14 protein-coding genes, 9 tRNA genes and 1 pseudogene are annotated in these 15755 nt (G+C 31.1%); 21 read left to right on the forward strand and 3 right to left on the reverse strand.

Annotation, left to right across the window (positions count from 1 at the left end; all coding sequences use genetic code 11):
* Nucleotides 1-98 precede the first annotated feature (98 nt).
* Nucleotides 99-605 (reverse strand): antibiotic biosynthesis monooxygenase family protein, encoded by a 507-nt coding sequence (locus LQ688_RS00295; protein WP_103269536.1) that lies wholly within the window; start codon nucleotides 603-605, stop codon nucleotides 99-101.
* Between the two features lie 164 nt (nucleotides 606-769).
* On the opposite strand from LQ688_RS00295, the gene hemE reads away from it, so the two are divergent.
* From hemE to menC, 21 genes and pseudogenes are all read left to right on the forward strand, one after another.
* Nucleotides 770-1819, forward strand: coding sequence for a uroporphyrinogen decarboxylase (hemE, locus tag LQ688_RS00300; RefSeq protein WP_103269537.1), 1050 nt, complete (start codon nucleotides 770-772; stop codon nucleotides 1817-1819).
* Nucleotides 1820-1861: 42 nt separating this feature from the next.
* A complete protein-coding gene (hemH, locus tag LQ688_RS00305) occupies nucleotides 1862-2782 on the forward strand; it encodes a ferrochelatase (RefSeq protein WP_017001051.1) in 921 nt (306 codons plus the stop codon).
* Between the two features lie 32 nt (nucleotides 2783-2814).
* On the forward strand, nucleotides 2815-4209 hold the full coding sequence (hemY, locus tag LQ688_RS00310; RefSeq protein ID WP_103269538.1) for a protoporphyrinogen oxidase: 1395 nt from the start codon (nucleotides 2815-2817) through the stop codon (nucleotides 4207-4209).
* A gap of 220 nt (nucleotides 4210-4429) precedes the next feature.
* Nucleotides 4430-4504: transfer RNA gene (locus tag LQ688_RS00315), tRNA-Glu, on the forward strand.
* Nucleotides 4505-4591: 87 nt separating this feature from the next.
* A tRNA-Met gene (locus LQ688_RS00320) sits at nucleotides 4592-4665 on the forward strand.
* Nucleotides 4666-4683: 18 nt separating this feature from the next.
* Nucleotides 4684-4759 (forward strand) — tRNA-Asp (locus LQ688_RS00325).
* A gap of 11 nt (nucleotides 4760-4770) precedes the next feature.
* Nucleotides 4771-4843, forward strand: a tRNA-Phe gene (locus LQ688_RS00330).
* Nucleotides 4844-4861: 18 nt separating this feature from the next.
* Nucleotides 4862-4937 (forward strand) — tRNA-His (locus LQ688_RS00335).
* A gap of 16 nt (nucleotides 4938-4953) precedes the next feature.
* A tRNA-Gly gene (locus LQ688_RS00340) sits at nucleotides 4954-5027 on the forward strand.
* Nucleotides 5028-5034: 7 nt separating this feature from the next.
* A tRNA-Asn gene (locus LQ688_RS00345) sits at nucleotides 5035-5109 on the forward strand.
* A 3-nt stretch (nucleotides 5110-5112) separates the two neighbouring features.
* A tRNA-Glu gene (locus LQ688_RS00350) sits at nucleotides 5113-5184 on the forward strand.
* A 40-nt stretch (nucleotides 5185-5224) separates the two neighbouring features.
* Nucleotides 5225-5313, forward strand: a tRNA-Ser gene (locus LQ688_RS00355).
* 503 nt (nucleotides 5314-5816) lie between these two features.
* Nucleotides 5817-6293 carry a trypsin-like serine peptidase gene (locus LQ688_RS00360; protein WP_103269539.1) on the forward strand — a complete coding sequence of 159 codons (477 nt, stop codon included), beginning with the start codon at nucleotides 5817-5819 and terminating at the stop codon, nucleotides 6291-6293.
* A gap of 56 nt (nucleotides 6294-6349) precedes the next feature.
* Nucleotides 6350-6559: pseudogene (locus LQ688_RS14110) on the forward strand (hypothetical protein); the annotation flags it as partial.
* A 262-nt stretch (nucleotides 6560-6821) separates the two neighbouring features.
* Nucleotides 6822-7310: a MarR family winged helix-turn-helix transcriptional regulator gene (locus LQ688_RS00365; protein WP_064211352.1), complete on the forward strand. Its 489-nt coding sequence runs from the start codon at nucleotides 6822-6824 to the stop codon at nucleotides 7308-7310.
* Nucleotides 7307-7714: a VOC family protein gene (locus tag LQ688_RS00370; protein ID WP_103269540.1), complete on the forward strand. Its 408-nt coding sequence runs from the start codon at nucleotides 7307-7309 to the stop codon at nucleotides 7712-7714. The genes LQ688_RS00365 and LQ688_RS00370 overlap by 4 nt, the downstream gene beginning before the upstream one ends.
* Before the next feature lie 171 nt (nucleotides 7715-7885).
* Entirely contained in the window at nucleotides 7886-8800 is a 915-nt protein-coding gene (locus LQ688_RS00375) for an ABC transporter substrate-binding protein (protein WP_082892529.1), read from the forward strand.
* A 1061-nt stretch (nucleotides 8801-9861) separates the two neighbouring features.
* Nucleotides 9862-10704, forward strand: coding sequence for a DegV family protein (locus LQ688_RS00380; RefSeq protein WP_017001057.1), 843 nt, complete (start codon nucleotides 9862-9864; stop codon nucleotides 10702-10704).
* A 138-nt stretch (nucleotides 10705-10842) separates the two neighbouring features.
* On the forward strand, nucleotides 10843-12009 hold the full coding sequence (locus LQ688_RS00385; protein ID WP_064205394.1) for an MFS transporter: 1167 nt from the start codon (nucleotides 10843-10845) through the stop codon (nucleotides 12007-12009).
* A 201-nt stretch (nucleotides 12010-12210) separates the two neighbouring features.
* Nucleotides 12211-13614, forward strand: a complete 1404-nt coding sequence (menE, locus tag LQ688_RS00390) for an o-succinylbenzoate--CoA ligase (RefSeq protein ID WP_103269541.1) — start codon at nucleotides 12211-12213, stop codon at nucleotides 13612-13614.
* A complete protein-coding gene (gene menC, locus LQ688_RS00395; protein WP_103269542.1) occupies nucleotides 13601-14614 on the forward strand; it encodes an o-succinylbenzoate synthase in 1014 nt (337 codons plus the stop codon). Before menE ends, menC begins: the two co-directional genes overlap by 14 nt.
* Before the next feature lie 61 nt (nucleotides 14615-14675).
* Here menC and yidD read toward each other — a convergent pair whose 3' ends face one another.
* Both yidD and LQ688_RS00405 read right to left on the reverse strand, forming a co-directional pair.
* A complete protein-coding gene (gene yidD, locus LQ688_RS00400; RefSeq protein WP_064205391.1) occupies nucleotides 14676-14906 on the reverse strand; it encodes a membrane protein insertion efficiency factor YidD in 231 nt (76 codons plus the stop codon).
* A gap of 10 nt (nucleotides 14907-14916) precedes the next feature.
* A complete protein-coding gene (locus LQ688_RS00405; protein WP_103269543.1) occupies nucleotides 14917-15702 on the reverse strand; it encodes a hypothetical protein in 786 nt (261 codons plus the stop codon).
* Between the last annotated feature and the right edge of the window lie 53 nt (nucleotides 15703-15755).

Raw genomic sequence — 15755 nt, forward strand, 5'->3', positions numbered from 1 at the left:
AAAAAAGTTTTATATAATTGCATTTTCAATCTAGTCAGTTACCGCCAATATAACAAAAGAGTCTGTGACATTGATTATGTCACAGACTCTTATTATTTTTATTCGTCATCTTCAGGTCTATACCAATATTTCGTATAGTTAGCAGTTGAATATTGTTCTGTACCAGAGAATTTTCGTGTTGCTTCTCTTGAGAAATATTCAGCGAAAAATGCTGACTTCGTAAAGTCTTCATAAGATTCATTAGAATCGTAACCTAAAAGAATCATGTAAGTATCACCTTTTTTAGGACGTAATAATCTAAAGGATTCAAAACCTTCAAATCTGTCGAACTCACTATCGATATTAGTATAATGATTTTCAAATCGATGTCTCATTTCTTCTGAAACAGGAATGTAGCTTGCTGCTATGAACTCATGGTCATAAAACTCACCTCGAGATTCGATAACACTATATTCTCTTGGTTGTGCAAATACAGATTCACCATTTGTTTCGTGAATAAGAACTGTAGTATCTTGTCTAGTATAATGATGAATATTTTCGTTTGGATGCTTCTTCATTATGTTTTGAAGAAAATGATATGTTCCTGTTGTTATATAAAAGTTCATAATTTTTTACCCCCTATCTCTTTAATTAAATTATAAACATGTAAGCGGTAAAATAAAACATATATCTGAATGTTTTGTATAATTTATGACTTTTTTCACACAATGATGTGTTTATAACAGAATATGTTAGAATAGATTGTAATGATTATAATGAGGTGAAATAAATGAGTGTACCGTTTAACGATACAATTTTAAAGGCAACAAGAGGAGAAAAAACAACGCATACACCAGTATGGTTTATGAGACAAGCAGGGAGATCTCAACCTGAATATAGAAAGATTAAAGAAAAATATTCTTTATTTGAAATTACACATCAACCTGAGTTATGTGCTTATGTTACAAAATTGCCTGTTGATCAATACAATACGGACGCAGCAATTTTATATAAGGATATAATGACGCCATTAACTGGTATTGGTGTAGATGTAGAAATCAAGGCTGGAATAGGTCCAGTTATTCATAATCCTATTAAGGACATTTCAGACATAAACAAATTAGGAGAAATTAATCCTGAAGAAGATGTTAAATATGTCTTAGACACTATCAAGATATTAACTCAAGAACAATTAAATGTTCCTTTAATAGGATTTACAGGTGCGCCTTTCACTTTAGCGAGCTATATGATTGAAGGTGGACCTTCAAAAAATTATAATAAAACAAAAGCGTTTATGTATCAGCAACCTGAAGCATGGTTTAAATTGATGGATATGTTAGCAGATATGTCTATACGCTATACACATGCACAAATAGATGCAGGTTGTAAGATGATTCAAGTGTTTGATTCATGGGTAGGGGCTTTAAATGCTGAAGACTATCATTACTTTATTCGACCATCTATGAATAAAATTTTCAGCGCAATTAAAGAGAAAAATGTACCGGTTACAACATTTGGAGTAGGAGCTAGTCATTTAATTGAAGAGTGGAATCAATTACCTATAGATGTAATTGGTTTAGATTGGCGTTTACAAATTAAAGAAGCAAGAGCAAAAGGTATAACAAAAGCGCTACAAGGTAATTTAGACCCAGCTGTATTAATGGCTCCATGGGAAATAATAGAAGATAAATTAAAACAAATATTAGATCAAGGCTTAATGAATGATAACTATATCTTTAATTTAGGTCATGGTGTATTTCCAGAAGTTCAACCATCTACATTACAACGCGTAGCAAAATTTGTACATGATTATTCAGCAGAATATAAATCAAAACAGTAATCACATTAAATAGCTTTAATTTTATTAGAGGGAGTAAGGAAAATGAGTAAAAAAATAGGATTATTAGTTATGGCATACGGTACACCTTATGAAGAAAGTGATATCGTGCCTTATTACACACATATTAGACGTGGGCGCAAACCTTCAGATGAACAAATTGAAGATTTGAAAAGCCGTTACAAAGCAATTGGTGGTATTTCACCTTTAGCGGGTACAACTAAAAAGCAAGCTGAAAGTTTACAAGGAGCTTTAAATGAAAATTATAAAGATGTAGAATTCCAACTTTATATCGGCCTAAAACATATCAATCCTTTCATTGAAGATGCAGTTGAACAAATGAATAAAGATGGAATTGATGAGGCTGTTACAATCGTATTGGCTCCACATTATTCAAACTTCTCAGTAGGTAGCTATAATAAACGTGCTCAAGAAGAAGCGGATAAATATGGTATTAAACTACATCATGTTGAACAATTTTATAATGAACCAGCATTTATTGAATATTGGACTACAATGATTAACGATACGTTACAAATGATTCCTAAAGAAAGTCATGATGAAACTGTACTTATCGTTTCAGCGCATAGTTTACCGGAAAAAATTAAAAAAGCTAATGATCCTTATCCAGATCAACTAGAAGAAACAGCTCGTATTTTAGCTGAAGAATCAGATATTAAACATGTTTCAGTAGGTTGGCAATCTGAAGGACAGACAGGTGAACCTTGGTTAGGACCAGATGTTCAAGATTTAACACGTGATTTATATAATGAAAAAGGTTATAAGCACTTTATATATACGCCAGTAGGATTTGTATGTGAACATTTAGAAGTTTTATATGATAATGACTATGAATGTAAAGTAGTATGTGATGAATTAGGCGTAAATTATCATAGACCGCCTATGCCGAATATCGATCCAAAATTCATTGAGGCTATGGTTTCCGCAATAAATAAAAAATTCTAATTCGATTCTCGAAGAAGAAAGAAGTGTGAAATATGTCAAAACGAATTGCAATAATTGGGGCAGGGATAACTGGGTTATCTGCTGCCCATTATTTAAGAAAAGAAGATTCAGATTTAAAAATAGATGTTTATGAACAATCAGATAGAGTTGGCGGTAAAATTAAAACTTACCGTAAAGATGGATATACAATAGAATTAGGACCAGAATCATATCTCGGTAGAAAAACTATTATGACAGAACTAGCAGAAGAAATAGGGATTGCTGATGATTTAGTAACAAACAAAACAGGTCAATCTTATATATACAGTCATAACAAGCTATATCCTATACCAGGTGGTTCTATTATGGGTATTCCTACAGAAATAAAACCATTTTTAAAAACCCAATTAATATCTCCACTCGCTAAAGCTAGAGCTGGGTTAGATTATTTCTTGCCAGTTAAACCAATGCATACTGATATATCAATAGGTCACTTTTTTAGACACCGACTAGGAAATGAAGTACTTGAAAATTTAATTGAACCGTTAATGTCTGGAATTTACGGTGCAGACATTGATAAATTAAGTTTGAAAACTACTTTCCCACATTTTAAAGAGCAAGAAGAACAAGAAGGTAGTCTCATCAAAGGTATGATTGCACAAAAAGCAAAAAATAAAGCGAATCAAAATGTTACTGTAAAACCTAAAGGGCAGTTCAAACAATTCAAACATGGTTTGGAATCTTTCGTTAATACATTAAAAGATAACCTTGAAGATAGAAATGTAAAAATAAATTTAAATTCAGAAGTTCAAAATGTTAAACAAAAAGGCAAAAAAACAGTTGTCACAGTTAATGGTAAAAATCATCATTATGATGGTGTCATTGTAACAACGCCACACCAACATTTTGTGAAGTGGTTCCAAGATGATATAGAATTAGATTATTTCAATTATATGCCTTCTACAAGTGTTGCTACAGTTGTGATGGCTTTTGATAAAGAACAAGTACTTAATGATAAAGATGGCACTGGTTTTGTAATAGCTAGAACGAGCGATACTGCTATAACTGCGTGCACATGGACTAATAAAAAATGGCCACATACGACGCCTGAAGGCAAAGTATTACTAAGAGGTTATGTAGGTAAGCCTGGGTCAAATATTATTCATCATAAAGATGAAGAACAACTTAAACAAGTAGCACTAAATGATTTAAATAAAATTATGACGATTAAAGGTGAACCTGAATTCTTCATTGTAACGAAATTACCTAATAGTATGCCGCAATATGAAGTAGGGCATATTGATCGTATTCGTCATATTCAAAAACATATTGAAGATAATTATAACAATTTAATTCTTACAGGAGCATCATTTGATGCGGTAGGTTTACCAGATTGTGTTCAAATGGCGAAAAATGCAAGTGATAAAATGATAAATTATTTAAATTAATTAAGGATTTATATTTAAAGATAAGGCTATATTTTTATGTAATTCACATTATAATTTTTAGCTTTATCTTTAAAAAATCTTTAAAAATCAAGTCTATTTTTCCCTTTAGTGAAAATTGTATCGAAGATGTTAAAAGTACTTGTTTTTTATTAAAGAAAGTAAAGAAATAGCATTGACCTTTTCTATATTTCTATATATAATAAAGTAGTTCTCATGGAGAGGCCCCTTGGTCAAGCGGTTAAGACACCGCCCTTTCACGGCGGTAACACGGGTTCGAGTCCCGTAGGGGTCACCATTTTAAATAAAATAATTTTAATATTTTCTTGACATAGTATTAATAATTGTGTTATATTAAAAGGGTAGCCGATTTATTTAATATTAAAGCGGGATGGAGCAGTTCGGTAGCTCGTCGGGCTCATAACCCGAAGGTCGGTGGTTCAAATCCGCCTCCCGCAATTACTTTTTTTCAATGATGGTCCCGTGGTGTAGCGGTTAACATGCCTGCCTGTCACGCAGGAGATCGCGGGTTCGATTCCCGTCGGGACCGCCATTTATAAATTTGGCTCAGTAGCTCAGTCGGTAGAGCAAAGGACTGAAAATCCTTGTGTCGGCGGTTCGATTCCGTCCTGAGCCATACTTTTTTACAAGTATGGCGATTGTGGCGAAGTGGTTAACGCATCGGATTGTGGTTCCGACATTCGTGGGTTCGATTCCCATCAGTCGCCCCATATAAATTTTTACTACGCGGGTGTAGTTTAGTGGTAAAACCTCAGCCTTCCAAGCTGATGATGTCGGTTCGATTCCGATCACCCGCTCCATTATTATTCCACAGTAGCTCAGTGGTAGAGCTATCGGCTGTTAACCGATCGGTCGTAGGTTCGAATCCTACCTGTGGAGCCATAAGGCCCCTTGGTCAAGCGGTTAAGACACCGCCCTTTCACGGCGGTAACACGGGTTCGAGTCCCGTAGGGGTCATATAATCAGAGGTGAAATATCGCTTCTGATTTTTTTATGTGGAGAGTTGTCCGAGTTGGCCGAAGGAGCACGCCTGGAAAGTGTGTAGGCGTCACAAGCGTCTCGAGGGTTCGAATCCCTCACTCTCCGTTTGTACCTTAATTATCAACAACTCCAAGACGTTGATATTACTAGCTTTCTTCATTATTTGAAGGAAATTTATAAAGAGCAAGTGTCAAAAAAGTGTCAAGAGAATAATTCTCTGACACGTTGACCTTGCTCTTTTTTTGTTCATGAAATAAACGATAGTGAATATCGAGGGGATTGAAATATTAGAACCTCTTAATTTTTTACTGATGAATTTAACTGGAATAGATTTATTTAATAATATGAACTGTTTTATTACGTTTTTTATACTTTATTAAAAAAAGTTAATGGAGTTCTTTTCTATAAACTATATATTTACAATATTTTTAAGACACTGCAATGTTAATAAGGTAACATTGTGGTGTTTTTTGTATATTTTAAAATTTATTAGAATTTTAACTTGAAATATATGGAATATTTATTGAAAATTTAGTATGATAAAATTCAGTATATAATAATGTTTGCATATCAAAAATTATACATCAAAAGAGAGAGAAGGAGAAAAAATGAAAAAAACATTATTTTTGAGCACTATAATTACAATGCTACTTGCTTCAGGCTTTATGTCTGGACAAGCAAAAGCAGAACTTAATTTAGTATCACCAGTCAATCAATCTGTAACAAAATTAAATATAGATTTTGGAAACTATAATGGGGAGATAGAGAAAGTTAAGCATACGGGTTGTACAGGGACTGTTATTTCTAAAGATACAGTTTTAACAGCGTCTCATTGTCTCTATAAACATGACATCGCTGGCAAGGCTACTAAAGTAAAAATAACGCCTGGTCAAAATAAAGATGAAAAACCGTATGGTGTATTTGAATCAAAAGACATCATCATACATGAAGGTTGGTTAGATCAAAATACTCGCTGGAGTTATGATATTGCGTTAATAAAGGTAAAACCTAATAAAAATAATCAACATATAGGTGATGTTGTTCCTCCAGTGTCTATGGAGACGAAAGATTCAAATAAAAAGTAGGCACACAAGTTTCTTCTGTAGGATATCCAGGCTTTAAAGAAGAAGAAGAAGGTGTAAGTCAATGGGGAGATGTAGGTAAAATAATAGGGTCTTCAAAATACTTCGTTGAGACGGATTTAGAAACTTATCCTGGACAATCAGGAGGTCCGCTGCTTAATAAAGATGGACACACATTAGGTGTTTTAAGTGGGCCAAGAGAAGGAAAAATTACATACATATCGATAAACGATGAAATATATAATTGGATTAAAGCAAATATGAATTAATGCAACATATTGTTATATACTGAACTAAAATTACTATAGTTAATACATTTTAGGGGATATTCAATATTCATTGATAACTATCTTTTAAGATATTTCATACTTAAAGATCTTACTTAGTTAACGCTAGGTAAGGTCTTTTTTACTTTTTAAATAATTTTAGAAAGTGGTGTGTAAACAGAATTCATTGCAATATAAAATCACACGTGTTAAGTTAGTTAGACAACAAAGTATCTTGATTATCAAGATAAAAGGAGGTGCACTTTTGAAAGAAAATAATAAAGATGAAATAACTAATTCTGATGAAGAATTAGTTTCTCTGGTGAGAGGTTTAGGAACACGCATTGTATTATATCAACAACGTGTTTCTGAATTATTGAAAGTTTACAGTCATGACTTTACTTCGATAGATTTATTACGAGAGACTGGGCCTATCACAGCAGGCGAGTTGGCTAATAAAGTAGGATTAACAACTGGAAGTGTTACTTCATTAGTAGATAGATTAGAAAAAGTAGGCTACGTGAGAAGAGAAAGGCATCCTGAAGATCGCCGTAAAGTTATTATCGTTCCACAATATGAACAAAAAGTTGAAGTTCAAGAGGTTTTTTCAGATTTAAATAAGAATTTGCTAGGATTAAGCTCTAACTATAATGAACAAGAATTAGAAACAATTAAAAGTTTTTTAGGAGGATTTACAGAGTTATTAGAAACTCAAATTCAGAATTCAAAAGAAGAGAAAGAGGTAAAAAAATGAAACTTAATCATATAAATATAGCAGTTAAAGATGTTGTGACGACAAAGGAATTTTTAGAAAAATATTTTGGTTTAAAATGTATTGCTTCCGCTGGAAATATGTTTGCAGCATTAAATGACGATGATGGTTTATTATTCAATTTAATAAAAGATGAAAATGCAAGTTATCCAGATACGTTCCATATAGGCTTTCCACAGGAAGATGAAGAAAGTGTAGACAGAATATATGAGACACTCAAAGAAGACGGTTTTGAAGTGTGGGAACCAGCTTTAGCACATGGTTCATATACATTTTACTTTAAGTCACCAGGAGAATTTACAATTGAAATATACACTCAAGCAGAAGAAAAAACAAAAACAGTAGTACATCCATATTTTGATGATTATTCAAACAAAGATAAATAATATACTTTATTTTAATATTTAAAACCCTGTACATTAGGGTTTCTTTTTTTACTTTTATAAATTATTTAGTTAATCAAAATATGAATAATATATCTTTTTTACAATTTTATATTGTAGAATTCTAAATTAATAGTATAATTGATAAAGATTCTCAATAAAGGAGTGTAAAAATTGAAAAGATATTTATTTTTATTTATGGCATGTTTAGTATTCTTGTTAGCTGCGTGTGGCAATAATGATAGTAAAGATTCCAAAGATAGTAGTGATAGTAAGGAAGTTACATATACTGACCAAGATGGTAATAAAATTAAGGTTCCTAATAAACCTAAAAGAATTGTAGATTTAACTGCTAGTTATGGTAATTTTAAAAAATTAGGTGTTGAACCTATAGCAATTACTAATGTATATCCTGATTCAAAGTTCTTAAAACAAGATGATATTAAAAAGGTAGATCCTGAAGATCCTGAAGCTGTTGCTAAATTGAAGCCTGATTTAATTATTGCATATGCTGAGAATAAAAATATAAATAAATTGAAAAAAATAGCACCAACTGTATCGTTTAGAGTTAAGGATTTAACTTATAAAGATATGCATGAAGATATTGGCAAGTTAGTTGGTAAAGAAGATGATGCAAAACAACAGATTAAAGATTTAGATAAGAAAATGAAAGATGATGGTAAGGAAGTTAAAGAGAAACTAGGGGAAGATAATACTTATACGATTATGGATATCCAACCTAAACTTATGTATTTGTTCGGCCCTGGATTTGGTAGAGGTAGTGATGTCATATATAATGGTTATGGCTTGAAACAAGATTCAGATGCTAAGAAAGATATTCCTAAGGAAAGATACATGGAAGTTTCACAAGAAGATTTCCAAAAGTACACTGGCGATTACCTATTAGTGCCGACTCAAGATGGCAAAGCTCCTAATAATGCATTTACTAAGAGTAACGTTTGGAAAAATACTGACGCAATTAAAAATGACCATGTCATTTATTACTCAATTAATGAATTCTTGTATTCAGATCCTATTTCTTTAGAAAAACAATCTGATTTCTTTAAGAAAGAACTTTTAAATAAATAATGAATAAAAAGTCTGGGACATAAATCCTAACTCAAAATAACATCTCATTTCACTGTTTATTCAGTTAGAAATGAGATGTTATTTTTATATAATCTTCCATTTTGTTCGTGCAGGCTTGACTTAATAGAAATAAATATAAGAAAAAGAGCTATGGACATAAAACCTTAGCTCTTTTTTTGGATTGATCAAAAAGCAAGAGTTGATATTGTTGTTGGATTAAGCGTTATATAAATCCAAGTAGTGGCTCCTTATTAGATTTAGTACCTCATTAATCCAATTAACCATACTCTTATTGGATTTACTCCTACAGTAATCCAAGTACACACACCTTTATTGGACTTTCTGCTTCATTAATCCAACTACACATACTTTTATTGGATTTACTCCTACAATAATCCAAGTACACATACTTTATTGGATTTACTCCAACAATAATCCAAGTACACATATTCTTATTGGATTAACGATGACAATAATCCAATTAACCATACTTTTATTGGATTTTCTACCTCATTAATCCAACTACACACGTTTTTATTGGATTTACTCCTACAATAATCCAAGTACCCACACCTTTATTGGATTTTCTGCTTCATTAATACAACTACACACACTCTTATTGGATTTACCCCGTCATTAATCCAACTAATAATAGTATTTTAGGTTTTTTAGGACATTTATGACTAAGGCTCGTTTGTTATATTGGCAGTAGCTGACCGGATTGAAAATGTGCTTATACAAAGCTTTTTATAATTCTAGTCATCCTTGTCGAGGTGGGACTATGAAATCTTTAAAAAAGAATTATGCACCTCTCTCTTTATATATTAATATAATTAATAATTTTTAATGAAATTGTAAAAATAGGTGTTATTCGATTAATATAATTATAAAAGATATATTGATATTATAAAATGTATTTTATTGTATAATCATAAAAATTTATGGCATACATTTTTAATTGTTAATTTATAGGTTTTGTGGTAAAAATGAAGATGAGATAGTGGGATATACCATTAACTTAAATAAACAGCGTGATAGTGATGCGTTTTTTTGGAGGAAGTATGAAATTAGCTTGGTTAATAGATACTACAACTTATATTGATGATAATGTTGATAGCAAAGATGTGTTTGTTGTTTCTTTATCAACAATTATCGATGGAAAACCATATAAAGATACGGAATTTGAAAGTTCAAATGTATTTTTTGAAATGTTAAAAGAAAATGGGAATGGTGCAAAAACTGCTCAACCAACGCCACAAGATTTTATTGAAACATACCAACATATTCAAGAAGAAGGTTATACGCATGTTATAGCAATACATCCTTCTAGCGCTTTATCTGGTACTTATAATTCTTCGTTATCTACTGCACAGACATTCCCGATGGAAATACATGTAATCGATAGCGGCACGGGAAGTTTTCCACAGAAAGATTTATTAGAACAGGGTAGAAAACTTGCTGAAGACGGGTGTTCATTTGATGAAATTGTTAATCAATTAGAATCTTATAAAGACTCAAGTGAACTATATTTATTGCCTAGAAATTTACAGCAGTTAAAAAATAGTGGTCGCGTAACAAATAGTAAATATTTATTAAGTAGTTTATTGAATATTAAACTTTTATTGAAACTTGAACATGGGAAAATCGATTTAGAAGTTAAGTCTCGAGGTATGAAGAAGATAGAAGCTTATTTAGTGCGTCATATTGATGAAGCAATCGCTAAAGGTGTTGAAAGAATTGGTGTATTGCATGCTGGTAATGAAAAAGAAGCACATATTTGGAAAGAGCGTATTCTTACATTGAATAGAAATATTCAAGTATCAGTTGAACCTCTTGTACCAGTGGCAAGTGTACACACGGGATATGAAACAATAGCAATTGGATGGATTAACACAAACAAGTAAATAAATATTTTAAAAGTTGAGAATATTTTCTCAACTTTTTTATTTTGAGAAATATTAAATATACTCTTGTTTTAATTTTGTAAAAGTACTATCATAGATAAATCTGATTAAAATAATATGATTAAGGAGTGACTATAAATGAAAAAATATCCTTTAGCGATTTGGATATTAAGTTTAGGAGCTTTTGCAATTGGTATGACAGAGTTTGTAATTATGGGACTTTTACCAAACATTGCGAGAGACTTAAATGTTTCTGTATCTGATGCGGGTCAACTTATTACAGGGTATGCTCTGAGTGTAGCAATAGGTGGACCAATTATCGTACTAGCAACTTATAAATTACCTAGAAAGAACTTGCTTATTTTATTAATGGCTATATTTATAATAGGTAATGGTATTGGTAGTTTCGCCCCTAACTATGGTTCACTTATGATTAGTAGGGTTATAGCTGCTTTAGCTCATGGGTCATTCTTTGGAATAGGATCATTATTCGCAGCAAATATGGTAGCACCTCATAAAAGAGCAAGTGCTATGGCTTTAATGTTTATGGGATTAACATTAAGTAATATTATCGGTGTACCATTCGGGACATTTATTGGTCAATTATTAGGCTGGAAAATGACATTTGTTGTTATAAGTGTTTTAGGCTTATTTACACTTATAGGGATTATCAAATATGTTCCAAATCAAGAAGAAACACAACCAATTTCGATTAAGAATGAATTGAATGTGTTAAAAGATTTAAAATTATGGCTAACTTTAGGTGTGACACTATTTGGATTTAGTAGTGTATTTGCTTACTTCACTTACATTTCACAAATATTGATTAATGTTTCTAATATTGAAGAACGTTGGATATCATTTGTTTTAATTATCTTTGGTGTAGGGGTTACATTAGGTAATATTATTGGTGGAAGATTGGCAGATTGGAACTTAAACAAAGCCTTACAAATTATATTCGTTATATTTCCTATCTATATATTCTTAATGTATTACATTCAAAACTATAGCGTGCTAATGGTAGTAGGAATATTTGTATTTGGTTTGATTGGATTTAGTATGAGTCCGTCATTACAATTTAAGAGTACAATTGTCTCTCAAGATGCTCCGATGCTAGCAAGTACGTTAAACCAATCAGCGTTTAATATCGGGAATGCATTAGGTGCAGCTATTGGTGGTGTAGTTGTGAGCCAATTAGGAACAGAAAATTTAGCATTAGTTGCGCCGTTCCTAACAATTATTGGTTTAATATTCTTAATATTAGAGCAAGCATTATCTAAAAAAAGAGCTTTAAAAACTGCATAATTTTTTATTGGGAGTCTAGGACATAAATAATTGTCCCAGACTTTCTTTTTGTATTGGCAGTAGTTGACAGAGATACTATGTTGCACGTGGGGCTTGTCATGCAACATTCATGTTTTTATCCATACATATTTAAGCTTTTTTTATGTGTTACCACTAATTTATAGGTATAATATATATTGTTGTAAGGAGGTCAAATAACAAATGAGACATTGGATTGAGGAACGTGTAATTAAAACACCTCATAAAATAGCGATTCAGCAAGGAGAAAACATTTTAACTTATAAAGAATTATTAAAAGATGCAAAAAAATATGCGCAATTTTTGAATGAGTTAAATCTTGAAAGATTAGCTTTATATATTAAAAATGATATCCATCATGCTGCACTTATTATAGGTGCATGGTTGGAAAATGTTGAGCTTGTTATGATCAATACGAAATTAACTGCTAAAGAAATTGAAAACCAATTAAACTGCATAGATGTTCAAACAATTTTAAGTTATCAAGATTTAAAAATAAATCAAAAAGTAATCAATATAAATGATATTGAAGGGCGAAACGAAGTATATGAAATTAAGCCATTTAATATAAATAAAATTGCCACAATTATGTTCACTTCTGGCACAACAGGACCTGCTAAAGCTGTTCCTCAAACATTTAACAATCATTATTATAGTGCACTTGGTTGTAAAGAAAGCTTAGGTTTTGGTGAATCAACTCGGTGGCTTTCAGTGTTACCTATTTATCATATATCAGGCCTAAGTGTATTGATTAGAAGTTTAATCTTTGGTTTTACGATAATCATTGAACCGAAATTTGAGACAAATCGTGTAATGAATCTTATAAAAAACAATAATATAACTCATATATCACTCGTACCTCAAACTTTGCAATGGTTAATGGAATCAAATTTAGACCAACCATACAATTTAGAAAAAATATTATTAGGAGGGGCAAAATTATCTCCTTCACTTATTAAAGAGTCTTTAAGTAGATTGTTACCTATATATAATTCATTTGGTATGACAGAAACGTGTTCTCAATTCGTTACAGCAAGTCCTGATATGTTGAAAGAGGAACCAGAAACTGTAGGAAAAGTACCTTCAAATGTTAAGTTGAAAATTATAAATAGTAATGATCAAGGCCACGGGGAAGTAGCTGTATTGGGTGAAAATGTAATGAATGGTTATTTAACATCTAATAATCCTGAAGAAGATTTTATAAATGGATATTTTAAAACGGGGGATATTGGTTCTATTAATGACGAAGGATTTATTTTTATTTATGATCGGAGAAAAGATTTAATCATAAGTGGTGGCGAAAATATATATCCATTTGAAATTGAACATGTTGTGTTAAACCATATAGACATCATTAATTGTGTAGCCGTTCCGGTAGAAGATGAAAAATGGGGGCAAGTTCCTGCACTTGTATATGAATCATCTAAACAAATTAAAGATGTGGAATTGATCAACTTGTTAAATAATCATTTAGCCAAGTATAAACATCCTAAACATTTTTATAAAATTAAAGAAATTCCAAGAACTTCGACGGGCAAGTTATCTAGACATAAAGTAAAGGCGTGGGTAGATTATGTTAGGAAATGAAATGAACTTTTATACGTTTACTGCTGAATTTAAGATTCCCATTAAAACGCCTTTAATTGAACTTGATAGTAGGGAAGTATTAGTAGTTGAATGGAAAGATTATGAAGGAAATACTTTTTACGGTGAATGTAATGCTTTTTCTACTAATTGGTACCATTACGAGACGATACAATCTGTTCAAAATATTTTAACCATATGGTATGAAAATAATAAATACAACCAACTTGATAGTTATGATAAAGCTAGTTTATCATTAGAGTCTTTAAACGACTATCCCAATGCAAGAAGCGTCATGTCTATGATATTCTTTCAAAAATTTCATAAGTTACAAGAGATAGAAGTAGATTATGGTGCAACAATTAGTGGGAACCTTCAAGAATATTTTAAAAGCTACAACGGTCGATTGCCATCGCGCATCAAAGTAAAATGGAATGATAATATAAAAGAGGATATGAAATATTTGAAGATGAATTATCCTGAAGTTAAAAGAGCAATCGATGCGAATGGTGTTTTAAATACAGATATTATAAAAGTGCTAAATAGTTTTTATGATGAAAATTTTATTTATATAGAACAACCATTTAAAGAACTTAAACAATACAAAGAAGTAACTAATAAATTAGAAATACCTGTTTTTATTGATGAGTCTGCTACAAGTTTAGAAATGATACAAAAGTTTCGAGAATCAAACGTAATTGATGGTGTTGTTATTAAACCATCAAGAGTAGGTGGAATAGACAAAGCTTTAGAAATTATACAATATTGTAAAGAAAATCAATTGAAAGTCGTTATAGGTGGTATGTATGAATTTGGTTTAAGTAGTTATTTCACAGCATATTTGGCACAATATAGTGATTTACCAAGTGATATAACGCCAAGTGATTATTATTTTGAAGATGACTTTGTCTATACATCTTCAAAGTTAATAAATCAAAGCTTGTTATATTCACCGCCTGTTGTTATATATAATAAATTAAAAAAAATTAAGTCTGAGATGTAGAAAGGTCTCAGACTTAATTAGTATTTTTACAGCAGCTAACTGGACTTATAATATATAAATATTAATGTTTATGGTCTTTTTTAGGTGGTACTGGATCAAAACCGCCTGGGTGAAATGGATGGCACTTTAGTATTCTTTTAATAGCCAACCAAGTTCCTTTGAGAACGCCGTATTCGGAAATTGCTTCTATAGCGTAATTAGAACATGTCGGATGAAAGCGACATGTTGGAGGCGTAAGAGGCGAAATATATCTTTGATATAATCGAATTAGCTTAATAAATAATTTTTTCATTGCTAAGCTCCTATTTATATTGATTGTTTGTTAAATTTTTATATGGCTTCACATCTGTGCTGTTAAATTTATAGAAATCTGTCGTTTGTTTCATGTGGATTTTAATATTCTCATTTTTAATTTTTCCAGTAGCTTCTATGTCAAATGTAAGCTGTTTAGGCAAGCTTTTATTCTTTTGGAATGATAATTTAAAGTTACCTTTTTTAATTTTTAAATCACTTATATTACTTAATGAATTTTGGTCAATTAAAGGTGATTGGCTATAACCAAAATCATATAAGTATTTCATAACTTTACCTGTACCTTCGTAAGACAATGTTCTATCTTCTAAATTGATATCATCTTCAATAGGTTTTAGTAAACTTTGGTTAAATGTTGTTAAATCAAACCAATCTTGACCAAGTTTTTGATAATAATCAACTTCTGCATTTTGTGTATGATAATTTAAGTAATTAGATTTAGGTGAAGATTTGAGTTTGTTTGAGTCAACATATATACTTTTGTTCATCGTTTTAAATGCTTTACTATTACTTTCTTGTTCGATATTGAAAGCTAGCTTATCGTGGTGATTAGTACGACCGTGCGATTCTTGATTCAATTTTACCTTTTTATCTTGATAATCAACCGTCGTTACATTTTTAGAATGAATTGAATGAGTATCAATTTTCTTAATGTTTTTCTGGAAAGATTCAATAGCATCTGAGCTATCTTTATAATTATTTTGACCTTGTTGACTACAACTTGCTAGAATAAGAGTAATTGTCATAACAAGGGTTGTAAAAATTAACTTTTTCAATAGTTTCTACCTTTCTAATAAAATATATATACAGTTTATCATAATCAATGAAA

Source organism: Mammaliicoccus sp. J-M40 (genome assembly GCF_022386395.1).
GTDB classification, from domain to species: Bacteria; Bacillota; Bacilli; order Staphylococcales; family Staphylococcaceae; genus Mammaliicoccus; species Mammaliicoccus lentus.

Coding starts and splice junctions, on each gene's coding strand:
- menC (WP_103269542.1), top strand. CDS start 13,601: ATGTTAGGAAATGAAATGAACTTTTATACGTTTACTGCTGAATTTAAG.
- hemY (WP_103269538.1), top strand. CDS start 2,815: ATGTCAAAACGAATTGCAATAATTGGGGCAGGGATAACTGGGTTATCT.
- hemH (WP_017001051.1), top strand. CDS start 1,862: ATGAGTAAAAAAATAGGATTATTAGTTATGGCATACGGTACACCTTAT.
- LQ688_RS00295 (WP_103269536.1), bottom strand. CDS start 605: ATGAACTTTTATATAACAACAGGAACATATCATTTTCTTCAAAACATA.
- LQ688_RS00360 (WP_103269539.1), top strand. CDS start 5,817: ATGAAAAAAACATTATTTTTGAGCACTATAATTACAATGCTACTTGCT.
- LQ688_RS00385 (WP_064205394.1), top strand. CDS start 10,843: ATGAAAAAATATCCTTTAGCGATTTGGATATTAAGTTTAGGAGCTTTT.
- LQ688_RS00370 (WP_103269540.1), top strand. CDS start 7,307: ATGAAACTTAATCATATAAATATAGCAGTTAAAGATGTTGTGACGACA.
- yidD (WP_064205391.1), bottom strand. CDS start 14,906: ATGAAAAAATTATTTATTAAGCTAATTCGATTATATCAAAGATATATT.
- LQ688_RS00380 (WP_017001057.1), top strand. CDS start 9,862: ATGAAATTAGCTTGGTTAATAGATACTACAACTTATATTGATGATAAT.
- hemE (WP_103269537.1), top strand. CDS start 770: ATGAGTGTACCGTTTAACGATACAATTTTAAAGGCAACAAGAGGAGAA.
- menE (WP_103269541.1), top strand. CDS start 12,211: ATGAGACATTGGATTGAGGAACGTGTAATTAAAACACCTCATAAAATA.